15 protein-coding genes and 15 tRNA genes are annotated in these 16,843 nt (G+C 47.5%); 6 read left to right on the forward strand and 24 right to left on the reverse strand.

All coding sequences use genetic code 11. The annotated features are described in order from the left end of the window. Nucleotides 1-18: 18 nt before the first annotated feature. The 3 genes from ybeY to miaB all read right to left on the reverse strand — a co-directional run bounded on the left by ybeY (nt 19) and on the right by miaB (nt 3,104). Nucleotides 19-483 (reverse strand): rRNA maturation RNase YbeY, encoded by a 465-nt coding sequence (gene ybeY, locus Pcarn_RS03255; protein ID WP_261834973.1) that lies wholly within the window; start codon nt 481-483, stop codon nt 19-21. Continuing rightward, on the reverse strand, nt 484-1,584 hold the full coding sequence (locus tag Pcarn_RS03260; protein WP_261834974.1) for a PhoH family protein: 1,101 nt from the start codon (nt 1,582-1,584) through the stop codon (nt 484-486). It abuts the gene before it with no gap. Nucleotides 1,585-1,679: 95 nt separating this feature from the next. After that, nucleotides 1,680-3,104 carry a tRNA (N6-isopentenyl adenosine(37)-C2)-methylthiotransferase MiaB gene (gene miaB / locus Pcarn_RS03265; RefSeq protein ID WP_261834975.1) on the reverse strand — a complete coding sequence of 475 codons (1,425 nt, stop codon included), beginning with the start codon at nt 3,102-3,104 and terminating at the stop codon, nt 1,680-1,682. A 197-nt stretch (nt 3,105-3,301) separates the two neighbouring features. Between miaB and Pcarn_RS03270 the strand changes: the two genes are divergently transcribed. Beyond that, a complete protein-coding gene (locus Pcarn_RS03270; protein ID WP_261834976.1) occupies nt 3,302-4,459 on the forward strand; it encodes an FAD-dependent oxidoreductase in 1,158 nt (385 codons plus the stop codon). A 39-nt stretch (nt 4,460-4,498) separates the two neighbouring features. Here the strand turns inward: Pcarn_RS03270 and Pcarn_RS03275 are convergent, their stop codons facing one another. The 21 genes from Pcarn_RS03275 to lolB all read right to left on the reverse strand — a co-directional run bounded on the left by Pcarn_RS03275 (nt 4,499) and on the right by lolB (nt 12,213). Beyond that, nucleotides 4,499-5,503 (reverse strand): lactonase family protein, encoded by a 1,005-nt coding sequence (locus Pcarn_RS03275; protein WP_261834977.1) that lies wholly within the window; start codon nt 5,501-5,503, stop codon nt 4,499-4,501. A gap of 151 nt (nt 5,504-5,654) precedes the next feature. Continuing rightward, nucleotides 5,655-5,739 (reverse strand) — tRNA-Leu (locus Pcarn_RS03280). Between the two features lie 54 nt (nt 5,740-5,793). Then, a tRNA-Met gene (locus Pcarn_RS03285) sits at nt 5,794-5,870 on the reverse strand. A 13-nt stretch (nt 5,871-5,883) separates the two neighbouring features. Further along, nucleotides 5,884-5,968: transfer RNA gene (locus Pcarn_RS03290), tRNA-Leu, on the reverse strand. A gap of 55 nt (nt 5,969-6,023) precedes the next feature. Beyond that, nucleotides 6,024-6,098 (reverse strand) — tRNA-Gln (locus Pcarn_RS03295). A 34-nt stretch (nt 6,099-6,132) separates the two neighbouring features. Then, nucleotides 6,133-6,217: transfer RNA gene (locus Pcarn_RS03300), tRNA-Leu, on the reverse strand. Nucleotides 6,218-6,272: 55 nt separating this feature from the next. After that, a tRNA-Gln gene (locus Pcarn_RS03305) sits at nt 6,273-6,347 on the reverse strand. Between the two features lie 34 nt (nt 6,348-6,381). Beyond that, nucleotides 6,382-6,466: transfer RNA gene (locus Pcarn_RS03310), tRNA-Leu, on the reverse strand. A gap of 54 nt (nt 6,467-6,520) precedes the next feature. Next, nucleotides 6,521-6,595, reverse strand: a tRNA-Gln gene (locus Pcarn_RS03315). Between the two features lie 51 nt (nt 6,596-6,646). Next, nucleotides 6,647-6,731, reverse strand: a tRNA-Leu gene (locus Pcarn_RS03320). A 54-nt stretch (nt 6,732-6,785) separates the two neighbouring features. After that, nucleotides 6,786-6,860 (reverse strand) — tRNA-Gln (locus Pcarn_RS03325). A gap of 35 nt (nt 6,861-6,895) precedes the next feature. Further along, nucleotides 6,896-6,980: transfer RNA gene (locus Pcarn_RS03330), tRNA-Leu, on the reverse strand. Between the two features lie 53 nt (nt 6,981-7,033). Beyond that, nucleotides 7,034-7,110, reverse strand: a tRNA-Met gene (locus Pcarn_RS03335). A gap of 92 nt (nt 7,111-7,202) precedes the next feature. Next, nucleotides 7,203-7,277, reverse strand: a tRNA-Gln gene (locus Pcarn_RS03340). A gap of 8 nt (nt 7,278-7,285) precedes the next feature. Next, a tRNA-Leu gene (locus Pcarn_RS03345) sits at nt 7,286-7,370 on the reverse strand. 41 nt (nt 7,371-7,411) lie between these two features. After that, a tRNA-Met gene (locus tag Pcarn_RS03350) sits at nt 7,412-7,488 on the reverse strand. Nucleotides 7,489-7,932: 444 nt separating this feature from the next. Next, nucleotides 7,933-9,024, reverse strand: a complete 1,092-nt coding sequence (gene ychF / locus Pcarn_RS03355; protein ID WP_261834978.1) for a redox-regulated ATPase YchF — start codon at nt 9,022-9,024, stop codon at nt 7,933-7,935. Nucleotides 9,025-9,034: 10 nt separating this feature from the next. Beyond that, nucleotides 9,035-9,625 (reverse strand): aminoacyl-tRNA hydrolase, encoded by a 591-nt coding sequence (pth, locus tag Pcarn_RS03360; RefSeq protein ID WP_261834979.1) that lies wholly within the window; start codon nt 9,623-9,625, stop codon nt 9,035-9,037. Nucleotides 9,626-9,746: 121 nt separating this feature from the next. Continuing rightward, complete coding sequence (locus tag Pcarn_RS03365; RefSeq protein ID WP_261834980.1) at nt 9,747-10,691, reverse strand: ribose-phosphate pyrophosphokinase; 945 nt, start codon at nt 10,689-10,691, stop codon at nt 9,747-9,749. A gap of 26 nt (nt 10,692-10,717) precedes the next feature. Next, complete coding sequence (ispE, locus tag Pcarn_RS03370) at nt 10,718-11,602, reverse strand: 4-(cytidine 5'-diphospho)-2-C-methyl-D-erythritol kinase (RefSeq protein ID WP_261834981.1); 885 nt, start codon at nt 11,600-11,602, stop codon at nt 10,718-10,720. Next, the gene (gene lolB, locus Pcarn_RS03375; RefSeq protein ID WP_261834982.1) at nt 11,587-12,213 is read right to left on the reverse strand and encodes a lipoprotein insertase outer membrane protein LolB; all 627 of its coding nucleotides are present in this window, start codon (nt 12,211-12,213) and stop codon (nt 11,587-11,589) included. The genes ispE and lolB overlap by 16 nt, the downstream gene beginning before the upstream one ends. Before the next feature lie 194 nt (nt 12,214-12,407). Here lolB and hemA point away from each other — a divergent pair, with 194 nt between their 5' ends. Genes hemA through Pcarn_RS03400 form a run of 5 tightly spaced genes read left to right on the forward strand, consistent with a single transcriptional unit; the run spans nt 12,408 to nt 16,824 of the window. Beyond that, nucleotides 12,408-13,664, forward strand: a complete 1,257-nt coding sequence (gene hemA, locus Pcarn_RS03380; protein WP_261834983.1) for a glutamyl-tRNA reductase — start codon at nt 12,408-12,410, stop codon at nt 13,662-13,664. A 15-nt stretch (nt 13,665-13,679) separates the two neighbouring features. Beyond that, nucleotides 13,680-14,768, forward strand: a complete 1,089-nt coding sequence (gene prfA, locus Pcarn_RS03385) for a peptide chain release factor 1 (protein ID WP_261834984.1) — start codon at nt 13,680-13,682, stop codon at nt 14,766-14,768. Then, the gene (gene prmC / locus Pcarn_RS03390; protein ID WP_261834985.1) at nt 14,768-15,622 is read left to right on the forward strand and encodes a peptide chain release factor N(5)-glutamine methyltransferase; all 855 of its coding nucleotides are present in this window, start codon (nt 14,768-14,770) and stop codon (nt 15,620-15,622) included. The genes prfA and prmC overlap by 1 nt, the downstream gene beginning before the upstream one ends. A gap of 5 nt (nt 15,623-15,627) precedes the next feature. Further along, on the forward strand, nt 15,628-16,011 hold the full coding sequence (locus Pcarn_RS03395) for a SirB2 family protein (RefSeq protein ID WP_261834986.1): 384 nt from the start codon (nt 15,628-15,630) through the stop codon (nt 16,009-16,011). 3 nt (nt 16,012-16,014) lie between these two features. Then, nucleotides 16,015-16,824: a SirB1 family protein gene (locus Pcarn_RS03400; protein WP_261834987.1), complete on the forward strand. Its 810-nt coding sequence runs from the start codon at nt 16,015-16,017 to the stop codon at nt 16,822-16,824. The last annotated feature ends 19 nt before the right edge of the window (nt 16,825-16,843 follow it).

Below are 16,843 nucleotides of genomic sequence, written 5' to 3' on the forward strand. Positions count from 1 at the left end.
TCACTGGAGTAATGGTTATTACTCTTTCTCAGCCAAGTAGGGGTCTTCAAAACCCATACCCTGCATGATTTCGGTTTCGAGCGCTTCCATCTCTTCGGCTTCTTCATCCTCGATATGGTCATATCCTAGGAGGTGAAGTGAACCATGAACCACCATATGGGCCCAATGGGAGATCAGGGGTTTTTGCTGCTCTTTTGCCTCATCTTCAACCACTTGCTTACAAATGACAAGATCCCCAAGCAAATTAATTTCCACGCCAGGTGGCGCCTCGAATGGAAATGAAAGTACGTTGGTGGGTTTGTCTTTGCCACGGTAATCGAAGTTAAGCTGGTGGCTCTCTTCTTGGTCTACGATGCGAATGGTTAGTTCCGCATCGGACTGAAATTGGCTAATGGTTTTCTCAAGCCAGGTCTGAAAGTCCTGCTCGGAAGGAAGGTGGCTGTCGTCTTCGACAGCCACTTGTAGGTCTAGGTAAATAGACATTTATTTGCTCACTAGTTGAGACTGCATCTGTACAGCAGCTTCTGCGACCAGTTTAGATTCGCGCTCTTCACGTTCCTCACGGCGACGCTTCTCGATAGCTTTCTTCTCTTTCTGGTCTTTCACTTCCCACTTCTCATAGGCGTTAACGATACGCGCAACCACAGGATGGCGCACAACGTCGTCCGCTAGGAAGAAGTTAAAGCTGATGTCGTCCACTTCTGACAGTACTTCGATAGCATGACGCAGGCCTGATTTAGCGCCGCGTGGCAAGTCTATCTGGGTAACGTCACCGGTGATAACCGCACGAGAGTTAAAACCGATACGAGTCAGGAACATCTTCATCTGCTCTATGGTGGTGTTCTGGCTCTCATCTAGGATGATAAAGGCATCGTTTAGGGTACGACCACGCATGTACGCCAGTGGCGCTACCTCAATTACGTTGCGCTCAATCAGCTTCTCAACGCGCTCAAAGCCTAACATCTCAAACAGAGCGTCATACAAAGGACGAAGATATGGGTCTACTTTCTGGCTCAAATCACCAGGTAGGAAGCCCAGTTTTTCGCCCGCTTCTACTGCTGGGCGAGTTAGCAGGATACGGCGGATCTCCTGACGCTCTAGGGCATCAACTGCAGCCGCAACCGCAAGGTAGGTCTTACCCGTACCCGCTGGACCGATACCATAGGTGATGTCATGGGTAACCATGTTCATCAGGTATTGGGCTTGGTTTGGAGTACGAGGCTTGATAACCCCTTTCTTGGTCTTGATGAAGACCTCTTTACCGTGAGGGATTTCACTCTCGGTAGTTTGTTCTAGAACGCCGGACTCTTTGATCTCAAGGTGGATCTGCTCTGGCTCGATATCTGGGATGTTGCCACGTACTGGGGCAGTCTGAACGTAAAGACGCTTGATGATATCTAGGGCAGCGGATGCTGTATGAGGTTGTCCAACGATGGAGAAGTGGTTGCCGCGGTAGTTGATTTCTACCCCGAGACGACGTTCCAAGTGTTTGATGTTGTCGTCAAATGGCCCGCAAAGGCTAGACAGACGGTGGTTGTCTGCAGGTTCTAGATCGATCTCTAGAGTAACAATTTTATTGCTCAAGGTTGCCTCTCATTTATGGAAGCCCGATTGAGACCGGGCCTCCAATGATTTAGTTTACCCTTCTAAGATGGTAACTCAGAGAGGTAATTTCAAGGCTAGGGCGTAAATGTTGTAACGCCTAGCTCGTCTTCGCGCTTGCTTCTCGCCATCATTTGAGTCGGTGAGATGATAGAGCGAAGATCCATGTCTTTTTCAGTACGTACGAGCTCACCACGCAGAGAGTTCGCAAATACATCGGTAATTTTAACATCAACGAATTGACCGATTAGGTCAGCACTACCTTCAAAGTTTACTACACGGTTGTTTTCAGTACGTGCACGAAGCTCCATCAGGTTCTTCTTCGAAGGGCCTTCTACTAGAACGCGCTGTTCGGTATCTAGCATCTGACGTGAGTAGCGCATTGCTTGGCTGTTTACTACTTGCTGTAGCTCATACAGACGCTCTTTCTTAGTCTGCTCAGGCGTATCGCATGGGTAGTCAGCAGCAGGCGTACCTGGACGTGGTGAGAAGATAAAGCTAAAGCTCATATCAAAATCAACGTCACGGATAAGCTTCATAGTGTCTTGGAAGTCTTGGTCAGACTCACCAGGGAAGCCAACGATAAAGTCAGAGCTGATGTGGATATCAGGGCGCGCTTTACGAAGTTTACGGATGATAGACTTGTATTCGATAGCCGTATGCGGACGCTTCATCATAGTTAGGATGCGGTCACTACCACTTTGCACTGGAAGGTGCAGGAAGCTAACAAGCTCAGGGGTATCCTCGTACACTGCAACGATGTCATCGGTGAACTCTAGCGGGTGGCTAGTAGTGAAACGAATACGGTCGATACCATCGATAGAAGCTACTAGACGTAGAAGCTCGGCGAAGGTGCAGATGTCACCATCGTGAGTCGCACCACGGTATGCGTTAACGTTTTGACCAAGCAGGTTTACTTCACGTACGCCTTGCTCAGCAAGCTGGGCTACTTCAAATAGAACGTCATCCATTGGACGGCTTACTTCTTCACCGCGAGTGTAAGGTACTACGCAGTAAGTACAGTATTTTGAACAGCCTTCCATGATAGAAACGAATGCGGTTGCGCCCTCAGCACGTGGCTCAGGTAGACGGTCGAATTTTTCGATCTCTGGGAAAGAGATATCCATTACTGGCGCTTCATCGCTTTGAGACTGTTTGATCATCTCAGGAAGACGGTGCAGGGTCTGCGGGCCAAAGATAACGTCAACGTATGGTGCACGCTCACGGATGTGGTCACCCTCTTGAGTTGCAACACAGCCACCTACGCCAATGACTAGGCCAGGTTTCTTATCTTTCAGGGTCTTCCAACGACCAAGCTGGTGGAATACTTTCTCTTGTGCTTTTTCACGAATAGAGCAGGTATTAAGTAGCAATACATCTGCCTCGGTTGGCTCTTCTGTCAGCTCATATCCGTTCGCGGCATTAAGCAGGTCAGCCATCTTTGATGAATCGTATTCATTCATCTGGCAACCCCAGGTTTTGATCAGAAGTTTCTTAGTCATTACGTCTACACTCGTGTTAATTCATATCACAATCGAATGAGCTAATTGCTCAGTATTTCACCAATGCCAAGCATGGCGAGCCGCGTATTGTACTCGTTAATTGAACTCATGACTAGGGGGACAAATTGCGCGGTTAAACAGGCATTCGCAAACCATTTTAAGTACAATCAGTTACAAGCAAATGGAGTGGTCGAACAATGACAAAAAAGCAGTTTGATGTCGCCGTAGTGGGCGGTGGTATGGTTGGAGCGGCTACGGCTCTCGGATTAGCTCGTCAAGGAAAGCGTGTCGCCGTGGTAGAAGGTTTCACGCCAAAGACATTTGATGCAAACCAAGAGTTAGATATTCGTATTTCGGCTATCTCAAGGGCATCAGTCGAGTTATTGAAAAAACTCGAGGTGTGGGATGCCATCGAATCTATGCGAGTGCACCCCTATTCTGTTTTGGAAACTTGGGAGTGGGAAGGCTTCAACACCCGTTTCGATGCTGCCGATCTTAAGCTCGAAAACATGGGCTACATGGTGGAAAATCGAGTTATCCAGCTTGGTCTTTGGCAAAGCCTAGAATCTCATCCGAATGTCACTTTTTTCTGCCCTGATAGGATCGATACCTTTACTCATATCAGTGGTGGTATTGAGCTACTTCTCCAATCAGGTGAGCATTTGGAGTGTGAACTTCTTGTGGGCGCAGACGGGGTAAACTCTCAAGTGCGTCAGATGAGTGGTATAGGCATTACTGCTTGGGACTACAGACAACACTGCATGCTTATCAATGTGGAAACCGACAGCCCAGAGCAAGATACAACTTGGCAGTGGTTTACACCTAATGGTCCACGTTCATTCTTGCCAATGGGTGAGGATAAAGCCTGTTTAGTCTGGTATGACAGTCCTCAGACTATAAAGGCGCTCTCTCAGATGAGTAAGGCGGAACTTGGCGCGGAGATCGCTAAAGCATTCCCTGAAAGAGTGGGTGAAACCAAGGTTGAGCAGTTTGCTTCCTTCCCATTAAAGCGCAGACATGCTCAAAGTTACTTTAAATCGAATCTAGTTTTAGTCGGAGACTCGGCCCACACCATTAACCCGTTAGCGGGGCAGGGGGTTAACCTTGGCTTTAAAGATGTGGCCGCACTGCTAGAGACTCTGGAAACAGGCGACTACTCTAACGAGAGCCTAGCCAAATATGAGCGTGAGAGAAGAACGGACAACCTTGTGATGCAAGGGGCGATGGATGCCTTCTATCTAGGTTTCAGTAACTCTATTCTACCTCTCAAGTTGGTAAGAAATGTAGGGCTTAGAATGGCAAACAACGCAGGTGCTATAAAGCAGCAAGCCCTTAAATATGCATTAGGACTGTAATGAGTAGAAAGCCGACGTTAAAGTCGGCTTTTTTACGCTCTATAGAACCTCACTAATACAGACAGGCGCGCCTATATCTATAGTGTGACCGCTAAAGTTAAGCTCACCAGTCTCTTTATTTACCTTAAAGCTGGCTAGATTATTGGAGCGTTGGTTTGCGGTAATCAGCCACTCGCCATCAGCTACAAGTTCAAAATCTCGTGGGAAGTCTCCCTGACTATCAAAGGCATTTTTGAACGCGACCAGATCTGTATTTGGGTCAACCTCAAATAGGCTTATCTTGGATTGGGCACGGCTCGAGGTGTAGAGAAAGCGACCATCATTTGACATCTTGATAGCCGCTGCGGCCTCTCCGGTTTCAGAGTTTGGTAGCAGCTCTATCTGTTGGACGATCTTCCAATCAAGGTGGTCTCGTTTTGCTACCACCAACTCTTCTGTCAGTTCACAAAGGATATAGGCCAATGACTCATCTTGATTAAAGACCATGTGTCTCGGACCGGAACCCGCAGGTAAGGTGATGGTCTCCTCTAACTCGAAGGTCTCAGTGCTAAAGAATCGGACCTTGTCACTACCAAGATCAACGCTAGCCAATAGAGGTCGAGATTCTAGGAATACTGCTTGGTGGGCATGAGCAGATCCTTGTCTTCCCTTGTTGATACTGCTTCCTTCGAGCCGGATCGTTGTCAGCTTTTCTTGTGGGATTCCAGTTTCATTGAGCTTAAATATATCGATACTGCCTGAGCTGTATTGAGAGCTCGCCAGTAAACCCAGTTGTTCGTGCTTAGCTAGATGGCAAGGGTGGTCTCCAAGGATGGGTAACGAACTGACTTTTGAGTTGGAAATACAGAATAGCTCGGGATTTTCTGACTGGGAGACTTCAGAGGCGGTATAGATAGCTTGCTGGTCATTGATGATGAAAGAAGGGTTTGAGATTTCTTGAATAACTTCAGAGCGATCAAAACTTCCTGTTGAGGCGTTGAAACTGATCTTCTGCAGGCCTTGGCTACTTCCATTTGTATAGCAACCAATATATAGAGTACGCACGTTAATATCCTAGTACTTTGAATTCTTTAGGCATTGTCTAACAGAATGAGGTAAAGGTTTAGGTGCGTAGCTCTCGAATTTGGTATCAAAAGCTTAATGAGGTAAATAACAGGCAATAAAAAACCCATCTAAAAAGATGGGTTTCAAATGATGGTGCGGAAGGAGAGACTTGAACTCTCACACCTTGCGGCGCCAGAACCTAAATCTGGTGCGTCTACCAATTCCGCCACTTCCGCAACAAATTCTGTAGTCACTGTCAGTAATTGGTAAAACTAACAAGACGTTGTAAATGGTGGCTACGACGGGATTCGAACCTGTGACCCCATCATTATGAGTGATGTGCTCTAACCAGCTGAGCTACGTAGCCACTCTAGAAAAGATGGTGCGGAAGGAGAGACTTGAACTCTCACACCTTGCGGCGCCAGAACCTAAATCTGGTGCGTCTACCAATTCCGCCACTTCCGCATCAATTCTGTAGTTATACCGACGATTGGTAAAATCAATATAACGTTGTAATTAGTGGCAGGGCTACCTGGATTCGAACCAGGGAATGGCGGCATCAAAAGCCGCTGCCTTACCGCTTGGCGATAGCCCTACTGGATTGTTTGAAGTGTCAATCACACTAAAGATGGTGCGGAAGGAGAGACTTGAACTCTCACACCTTGCGGCGCCAGAACCTAAATCTGGTGCGTCTACCAATTCCGCCACTTCCGCATCAATTCTGTAGTTATACCGACGATTGGTAAAATCAATATAACGTTGTAATTAGTGGCAGGGCTACCTGGATTCGAACCAGGGAATGGCGGCATCAAAAGCCGCTGCCTTACCGCTTGGCGATAGCCCTACTGGATTGTTTGAAGTGTCAATCACACTAAAGATGGTGCGGAAGGAGAGACTTGAACTCTCACACCTTGCGGCGCCAGAACCTAAATCTGGTGCGTCTACCAATTCCGCCACTTCCGCATCAATTCTGTAGTCATAGTCGATGATTGGTGAATCAACTAGACGTTGTATTAGTGGCAGGGCTACCTGGATTCGAACCAGGGAATGGCGGCATCAAAAGCCGCTGCCTTACCGCTTGGCGATAGCCCTACTGGATTGTTTGAAGTGTCAATCACACTGCTCTTTATTTCAAGAGAATAATGGTGCGGAAGGAGAGACTTGAACTCTCACACCTTGCGGCGCCAGAACCTAAATCTGGTGCGTCTACCAATTCCGCCACTTCCGCATCAATTCTGTAGTTATATCGATGATTGGTAAAATCAATATAACGTTGTATTAGTGGCAGGGCTACCTGGATTCGAACCAGGGAATGGCGGCATCAAAAGCCGCTGCCTTACCGCTTGGCGATAGCCCTACTGGATTGTTTGAAGTGTCAATCACACTGAATAATGGTGCGGAAGGAGAGACTTGAACTCTCACACCTTGCGGCGCCAGAACCTAAATCTGGTGCGTCTACCAATTCCGCCACTTCCGCAACAAATTCCGTAGTCATTGCCGATAATTGGTAAATCGACACGACATTGTAAATGGTGGCTACGACGGGATTCGAACCTGTGACCCCATCATTATGAGTGATGTGCTCTAACCAGCTGAGCTACGTAGCCACTCTAAATTTGGACGAGAGAATATAAACTAATCTCGTTTTATTTCCAATACTTTTTTAAAGAAAGTTAGAAACAATCCTTCAAGAAAGTAGTGGCAGGGCTACCTGGATTCGAACCAGGGAATGGCGGCATCAAAAGCCGCTGCCTTACCGCTTGGCGATAGCCCTACAAAATATGGTGCGGAAGGAGAGACTTGAACTCTCACACCTTGCGGCGCCAGAACCTAAATCTGGTGCGTCTACCAATTCCGCCACTTCCGCTTTTTATTTCCTAATTGCTCTGTATAAAAGCATTTAGGAAATGGTGGCTACGACGGGATTCGAACCTGTGACCCCATCATTATGAGTGATGTGCTCTAACCAGCTGAGCTACGTAGCCATGACCATATTTTCTGCTTTTCAACTCTGCCGAGCAGTGCTGAAGAACGGAGCGCATTATGCGTATATCCCAAGAGAGCGTCAACAACTTTTTCAAAGATTTTGTCAGTTATGGCTCGTTCGAACTTTTTTTAAACAAAGCGCCCTGTTTTCATTCAAAAATACACTAAGAATTGAGCAAAACCAGATAACAAAAAAGATCCTTTTGAACTGTTGTCATTAACCCTCTGGAATAAAAAACTATCTTCAACAAGATCTAACTGATGAGAAGTTAAGCAGAGCATCAAAACAAAAAAGACCGCCGAAGCGATCTTCTATCATTCTAGAGTTAATTAGTGTTTAACTAAGTCAGAACGGAGTTTGCCAAGGAGGTTTCGCGGAGCATACAAGTGTATGTGAGCAAAGCCGACGCGGGCAAGGTTCGTTCTGGCAAAGATAAACCTAATTAAACGTTGAAGCGGAAGTGAATAACATCACCATCTTTAACGATGTACTCTTTACCTTCCAGACGCCATTTACCTGCATCTTTCGCACCGCTTTCGCCTTTAAACTGGATAAAGTCGTCGTAACCAACAACCTCAGCACGGATAAAGCCTTTTTCGAAGTCAGTGTGGATCTTACCCGCAGCTTGTGGCGCAGTTGCACCAACAGGGATAGTCCAAGCGCGAACTTCTTTAACACCAGCAGTGAAGTAGGTTTGTAGAGTCAGTAGATCGTAACCTGAACGGATAACGCGGTTTAGACCTGGTTCTTCGATGCCCATGTCTGCTAGGAATTCTTCACGATCTTCATCGTCTAGCTCAGCAAGCTCAGACTCGATAGCAGCACAAACAGGAACTACTACGTTGTTTTCTTTTTCAGCGAACTCACGCACAGCGTCTAGGTATGGGTTGTCTTCGAAGCCGTCTTCGTTAACGTTAGCGATGTACATAGTTGGCTTCAGCGTTAGGAAGTTTAGGTAGCCGATAGCTGCCAGCTCTTCTTTTGCTAGTTCAACGGTACGTGCCATGCCGCCTTCAGTAAGAACTGGAAGTAGCTTTTCTAGTACGGTTAGCTCAAATTTAGCGTCTTTGTCGCCGCCTTTAGCTTTCTTAGCGTTACGCTGGATAGCACGCTCACAGCTATCAAGGTCAGCCATTGCTAGCTCAAGGTTGATCACTTCGATGTCTTCGATTGGTGATACTTTACCTGCAACGTGAACGATGTTTTCGTTTTCAAAACAACGAACTACGTGACCGATAGCGTCAGTTTCGCGGATGTTTGCTAGGAATTTGTTACCTAGACCTTCACCACGTGATGCACCCGCAACTAGACCTGCGATGTCAACGAACTCCATAGTCGTTGGCAGGATCTTTTGTGGGTTAACGATTTCTGCCAGTGCGTCTAGACGAAGATCTGGCACAGGAACCACACCTGTGTTTGGTTCGATGGTGCAGAACGGGAAGTTCGCTGCCTCGATACCTGCTTTAGTCAGTGCGTTAAATAGGGTTGATTTACCAACGTTTGGTAGACCAACAATGCCACATTTGAAACCCATGATAGAAACCTTATTCTGCTTTGAACGTGTGTAGGCGGTTTTGTGCTTTAGTCAGACCATCTTTTATTAAGATGTCGAGGCTACGAACAGACTCATCGACGACCGCATCGAGACACTCTTGCTCTTTGGCTGGAGCTTTACCCAGCACGAAACCTGCAACCTTATCTTTATGTCCAGGGTGGCCGATGCCGATCCTTAGACGGTAGAATTCTTTATTGTTACCAAGCTTGCTAATGGTATCGCGAAGACCATTATGGCCACCGTGACCACCACCTTTCTTGAATTTAGCCACGCCCGGAGGAAGGTCAAGCTCATCATGCGCTACCATGATTTCTTCCGGTTTGATCTGATAAAACTTTGCAAGTGCTGCAACGGATTTACCCGATAGGTTCATAAAGGTAGTAGGAACTAGCAAGCGGAGATCCTGACCGTTTAGCTGGATGCGTCCAGTGTAGCCAAAAAACTTGGTTTCGTTTTTCAGCATGACATTGTGAACGCGTGCTAACTCTTCAACTACCCACGCCCCTGCATTGTGGCGTGTCTTTGCATATTCAGGTCCAGGATTGGCTAAACCGACCAGCAATTTGATTTGTTGACTCAAGGTAGGATCTCTTCAGAAATTAAAAAGCGCCGTATGATAGCACAAAAAGTAGCATCGGCGAGAAAACAAAAAGCACCCCATATAGAGGTGCTTTTCTAATGCTGTTAACTAAATCTTTAGATTAGTTGAACATCGCAGAGATTGACTCTTCGTTGCTGATACGACGAATCGCTTCAGCTAGCATGCGAGATAGGCTTAGGGTAGTTACCTTGCCAGTCGCTGCCATCTCTTTAGATAGAGAGATAGAGTCAGTTACGATAACTTGGTCTAGAACAGAGTTCTTGATGTTGTCTGCTGCGTTGCCAGAGAATACTGCGTGAGTTGCGTAAGCGAATACACGCTTAGCACCGCGCTCTTTAAGCGCTTCAGCAGCTTTACATAGCGTACCGCCAGTATCGATCATGTCGTCAACGATTACGCAATCACGGCCTTCAACGTCACCGATCAGGTTCATCACCTCAGAAACGTTAGCGCGTGGACGACGCTTGTCTACGATAGCGATGTCGATGTCGCCTAGTGCTTTAGCAGTAGCACGTGCACGTACAACGCCACCTAGGTCTGGAGAAACCACTACTGGGTTTTCAAGACCACGCTTGTCCATGTCATCTAGAAGTACTGGAGTACCGAAGATGTTGTCTACTGGTACATCGAAGAAGCCTTGGATTTGCTCTGCGTGCAGGTCAATAGTTAGAACGCGGTCAACACCTACGTTTGAAAGGAAGTCTGCAACAACCTTAGCTGTGATTGGCACACGAGAAGAACGTACACGACGGTCTTGGCGAGCGTAGCCAAAGTATGGGATTACAGCAGTAATACGGCCAGCTGAAGCACGGCGCATCGCATCAATCATTACCACCAACTCCATTAGGTTGTCGTTGGTTGGTGCACAAGTAGATTGGATGATGAAAACATCGCTGCCACGCACGTTTTCGTTGATCTGTACAGCGACTTCGCCATCAGAAAAACGGTCTACAGTAGCATCACCCAAAGAGATGTATAGGCGGTCGGCAATGCGTTGTGCTAGTTCAGGTGTTGCGTTACCAGCAAATAGCTTCATATCAGGCACGGTGGAAACCTCAAGGTTGCGTCCAGTTAAAAAGATTTAGAATCGGCGAAAATCCTCGCCAATTTTTGATGTAAAGGCGAAATATTCTGGCCTTTAGCAACAAATGCTGTTGTATTTTCAGGGAGTTGTCTTAATATGGATTGCGCCTCCATTTGAGTGTCAAACTCGGCAAAAACGCAAGATCCTGTCCCCGTCAATCTCGACGGCGCGTATTGTAACAGCCATGAAAGTTGCTTATCAACCTCTGGGTACAGTAAACGCACTATTTTTTCGCAATCGTTTTCGTAATTCGTTTTGTGAAGTAGCTCCCAATTACGTTTTGGCGTATTCCGAGTGAGATCTGGGTGGGTAAAAATATCTACCGTGGCTATGCTCACATCCGGACGAACCACCAAATACCACTTCTCTTGGGGCTCTACTTTGGCAAGTTGTTCGCCAACACCTTCTGCGAAAGCCGCAAAGCCTTGCACAAACACAGGCACATCGGCGCCAAGTTTTAATCCAATCTCAGCCAGCTCCTCAGCAGAGAGATTTAATTCCCACAAATGATTCAGAGCTACAAGTGTAGTCGCTGCGTTGGAAGAGCCACCACCAATACCGCCGCCCATAGGCAGGATCTTGTCGATATGAATATCCGCACCCAACCGGCAGTCGGTTCTTTCTTTCAAAGCTTGCGCCGCCTTCCAGATAAGGTTGCTTTCTAGGGGTACGCCTTCTAGTTCTGGTGAGACAGTAACTAAACCAGACGAATTGGCACTGAATTGCATCTCATCGCCGTGTTCTAGAAATTGGAATAGGGTCTGAAGCTCGTGATAACCGTTTTCACGACGGCCAGTGATGTACAGAAATAGATTCAGTTTAGCGGGCGAGGGAAGGCTCAGAGTTTGACTAAGCATTAGTCGATGTTCCATTTATTGATTTGAATGTTGAGTTTTATCTCTTCTCGAGAAAGGGTCATCTTTTGTGGCAGCACGAAGTCGCCTTGTTCCGTGTAGCCCAGATAGGCCAGTTGCCAGGTTTGACCGCCGCGGGTTTGCGAAAGGGAATCTAGAGTCCCCCGGTCAGACACCTGCATTGCATCAGCTGCGGTAGGTTGGCCTTTAACCCAGTCTTGCATATAGACGATAGGCAGGCGCATTCCCGTTAGTTGGTAAAACAGCAGATCGGCATCTTTATCAAAATAACGGTTGCCATCCATATCGGTGAGGGTGGCTCCCTCGGAATTGATATCCAAAGTCAGCACGGTCTTACCGAGGAAGGTGGTTAATCGAAGCTGGCTTGAATCTGGTGCATGCCTCCAGTTGAAGTTAAGGCTTTGTCTCTGGGTTGGGTCGATATAGCCAAGCTTTCCAGATACCTGATACTGTTCAAGAGTCGATAGTTTTTCTTGATGGGCTTGATATTCCACGCTGTGCACGGGTAATTGTGAGGTGGTTTCACATCCAAAAATGAATAACGCGAGTATTAATGTGAAAAGCTTAGTGACGCCTGAAGGAGAGAAGCGATGCAGAGCAATATTCATAGAATCCGATTCTTTGCATTAAACGAGATAGATACCAGTCTCAGCGATGAATAAAGACAGAGTTTTCAGCGCTCTAGCCCATCGAGAACGGTATGAGGTTCAAGGTTTGTCTTAATGATACCGTAAACCCTCTTTTATTGCTGTAGTGCTTCAAGTAAAATTGCGCTTTTGTTTTGGCTGTAATTCTATAAACCATGTCGTTATTGACCGTAGGAATCAATCACAATACTGCTTCTGTCGAGTTGCGTGAACAGGTCGCTTTCTCTCCAGATAAGATGACCGACGCTATGCAACAGTTGCAGCAGATGACTGAGGTCAACGGCAGTGTCATTCTGTCTACCTGTAACCGTACCGAGCTTTATCTCGATAGTGATGCGACCGATGAAGCGCAGATCATTGATTGGCTGATTAACTTCCACAAGGTGGAAGGCTCAGACCTGAAACCGAGTTTGTACACCTATCAGGGTGAAGAGGCCATTCAGCATCTGATGCGTGTTTCTTGTGGGCTCGACTCACTCGTATTGGGTGAACCACAGATCCTAGGTCAAGTGAAACAGGCTTATTCTGACTCTCGCGAGAACGGTAATGTCCAAGGTGAATTAGATAAGCTGTTCCAAAAGGTGTTCTCGGTAGCTAAGCGTGTGCGTACTGAAACTGAGATTGGCGGCAGTGCTGTCTCTGTAGCTTATGCGGCTTGTACTCTGGCAAAGCACATCTTCGAGTCCCTACATAAGTCTCGAGTATTGTTGGTGGGTGCCGGTGAGACCATTGAGCTTGTGGCTAAGCACCTTGCAGATAATGGCTGTACCAAGATGACGGTGGCGAACCGTACTCGCGAACGTGCGATGGGGTTGGCTTCAGAGTTTGATGCCAGTGTTATCAGCTTAAGTGAGATCCCGGAAGCGCTACAAGACGTGGACATAGTGATCAGCTCAACTGCGAGTCCGCTTCCTATTATAGGTAAGGGCATGGTTGAGAGCGCGCTCAAGTCGCGTCGTCATCGTCCAATTCTGTTTGTGGATATCGCTGTGCCTCGAGATATTGAGGCTGAGGTAGCAGAGCTTAGTGACGCTTACCTATATACGGTTGATGACCTGCAGTCCATTATTGACCAAAACATAGAACAGCGACGTGCGGAAGCGGTGCGCGCTGAAAAGATTATCTCGGTTGAGAGTAAAGAGTTTCAGTCTTGGCTCCGTTCACGCCATGCCGTTGAAAGTATTAGAGATTACCGCCGTAGCGCAGAGAGTGTGCGCGATGAGGTGTTGCAAAAGAGCCTTCAAGCTCTAGCCGCAGGTGGTGATCCAGAGGCAGTGTTACTAGAGTTAAGCAACAAATTGACCAATAAGCTGATACACGCGCCAACCAAGGCTCTAAAGCAAGCTGCTGAAACCGAGCAGTTTGATGAGTTGGCGACCTTGCGTAAAGGCCTAGGTCTTAAAGATTTATAAGTTAGTAAGAAGATTATGAAAGCATCGATTTTAGTAAAATTGGAGACGCTGGTTGAGCGTTATGAAGAAGTTCAGCATCTGCTAGGTGACCCAGACGTTATCGGCGATCAGGACAAATTCCGTGCTCTATCAAAAGAGTACTCTCAACTAGAGGAAGTGACCAAGTGTTTCCAAGCCTATCAGCAGGCTCAGGAAGACCTTGAAGCCGCTCAGGAAATGGCGAATGAAGATGATCCTGAGATGAAAGAGATGGCTCAAGAAGAGATCAAGGATGCCAAAGAGAACATCGAGAAACTAACCGATGAGCTTCAGATCTTGCTACTTCCTAAAGATCCAAACGATGAGCGTAACTGCTTCCTAGAGATTCGTGCCGGTGCTGGCGGTGATGAAGCGGGTATCTTCGCGGGTAACCTGTTCCGCATGTACTCTAAGTTTGCCGAGAAGAACAACTGGCGCGTTGAGATCATGAGCAGCAACGAATCAGAACAAGGTGGCTATAAAGAGGTTATCGCTAAAGTTTCTGGTGACGGCGCATACGGCACTATGAAGTTTGAATCAGGCGGTCACCGCGTACAGCGTGTGCCAGAGACTGAGTCTCAAGGCCGTGTACACACTTCTGCGTGTACCGTCGCTATCATGCCTGAGATCCCTGAAGCGGACCTTCCTGAAATCAAGGCAGCTGACCTTAAGATCGATACTTTCCGTGCATCGGGCGCGGGTGGTCAGCACGTTAACACCACCGATTCTGCTATCCGTATTACCCACTTACCAACAGGTACAGTGGTTGAGTGTCAGGACGAGCGTTCTCAGCATAAGAACAAAGCAAAGGCTATGTCGGTACTTGCTGCTCGTATTATCCAAGCTGAAGAAGCTAAGCGTGCGGCTGAGGTGTCGGACACCCGTCGTAACCTTCTAGGTTCTGGTGACCGTAGTGACCGTATCCGTACCTATAACTACCCACAAGGCCGTGTGTCTGATCACCGTATCAACCTGACACTGTACCGTCTGAACGAGGTACTTGAGGGTGATTTGGGTGCGCTTATCGACCCAGTTATCCAAGAGCACCAAGCTGACCAGCTAGCTGCGCTATCTGAAAACGGCTAATGCACTCTTTGCCAACTATTGAGCAGGCTCAGCGTCAAGCGAGCCTGCGGTTTGCAGACCTTGGTATAGATTCAGCGCGAATCGATGCCGAGGTTTTGTTGTGTCATGTACTAGGTAAATCCCGCACTTACCTTTTTACTTGGTCGGATAAGCATTTGACCGAACAAGAGCAAAGCGCATTCGAGCAAGTTGTGTCTCGCCGAGAGCAAGGTGAGCCGGTTGCATACATCGTTGGTGTGCGCGAGTTCTGGTCGCTACCTCTAAAGGTCTCCACTTCTACCTTGATCCCACGCCCGGATACGGAGCGCTTGGTTGAGCTTGCATTAGAGAAGATGGGCATAGGGAAAGGTAAAGGCTTAGACCTAGGCACGGGTACAGGCGCAATTGCATTGGCGCTAGCCAGTGAGCGTGATGACTATCAGATGCTAGGTGTCGACCTTCAGCCAGAAGCACAGCAGTTGGCAACTGAGAACGCAGATGTACTTAATATCGCGAACGCGACTTTTTTGCACGGCAGTTGGTTTGAACCGATTGCTGAAGGGGAGAAGTTCGACATTATTGTGTCTAACCCTCCTTATATAGACGAAACCGATCCGCACCTTAGTCAAGGCGACGTGCGCTTTGAGCCAGACTCAGCGCTGGTGGCCGATGAGAACGGCTTGGCGGATCTTCGCTATATCGCCGATAAAGCGAGAGAATATTTACAACCAGAGGCTTGGCTTCTTATGGAGCATGGCCATGACCAAGGTGAAGCGACTCGCGAGATATTGCTCGGCCTTGGTTACGACAAGGTATCAACCCAACAAGACTACGCCGGCGTGGACCGCGTAACAATGGGACAGTTTAAGGGATAATGAACATGTACGTTGCACTGAAACACATTCACTTGATGACCATCGCCCTGAGCGCGGGTCTGTTTCTTACTCAATACATTCTGATGGTGACTAACTCGAATCTCCAACAGAAAAAATTTATCAAGATAGCGCCACATGTAGTCAACAGTTTGCTACTGCTATCGGGAATTTCATTACTGTTCGTTACGGGTTGGGTGCCATTTGCGCCGGGCTCAGAGTGGCTAACAGAGAAGTTCACATGTTTGCTGGCCTATATCGCATTGGGTGTATTCGCTCTGCGTATGGGCAAGAACCAATTACTAAGAGGCTTCGCCTTCTTAGGCGCACTTGGCTGGTTGGTCATGGCGGCTAAGATAGGTCTAGCCAAAGCGCCAATGCTAGTGGGGTAACAAATGTCAGATCTGTGGTTTAAAGATCTCGATGAATTGGAATTGGTAGAGGGAGCACTACTGCTCAATTCGCAAATCGACCCTCAGGTGAATTTTACTTGGGTTGAGATGCAGCTTGAGAAATTATTGGATGAAGCAGAGCAGGTTCTCTCGGTTGAGGTGAACGAGAAGGCACGCTTTGATGCTTTCTTGCGTCTGTTTTATCAAGAGTGGGGCTTTGAAGGGGATTACGAGAACTATTTCTCCTCTGAAAACGCCTTTATCGAAAAAGTGATTCAACGCCGCAAAGGTATTCCCGTCAGTCTAGGGGCACTGCTGCTGTTCTTTGGTCGCAAGCTTGGTTTCCCAGTGAAGGGCATTAGTTTTCCTACCCAGTTCCTGATCGCGGTGAATTGGAGTGACCGTGACAAGTCTTATGTTAACCCATTCAATGGTGAATACGTGGCGAAACCGGTGCTGCACGCTTGGCTTAAGGGCCAAGAGGGCGCTGCGGCACAACTTAAGCCAGAGCACTTGAACGTGGCGGATAATTCCATGCTTATCGGTCGATGGCTAGGCGTGCTTAAAAGCGCCTTGATGCGCGAGGAGCGCTATACTCAAGCCCTAGCATGTACCGATATTGCCCTATCTTTGGTGCCTGATGATCCGTATGAGATTCGCGACCGTGGGTTTATTTATCAGCACCTAGAGTGCAATCAAGTGGCTCAAAAAGACTTTGAGTATTTCCTAGAGAAGTGCCCAGACGACCCTACGGCAGAGTTATTAAAATTACAATTGAAAGCCCTTCAAGAAGTCCCTCAGGTACTTCACTAAGGCCATGTAGAGAGAGAAT

The sequence above is a fragment of the Vibrio ishigakensis genome, assembly GCF_024347675.1.
Taxonomy (GTDB): Bacteria; Pseudomonadota; Gammaproteobacteria; order Enterobacterales; family Vibrionaceae; genus Vibrio; species Vibrio ishigakensis.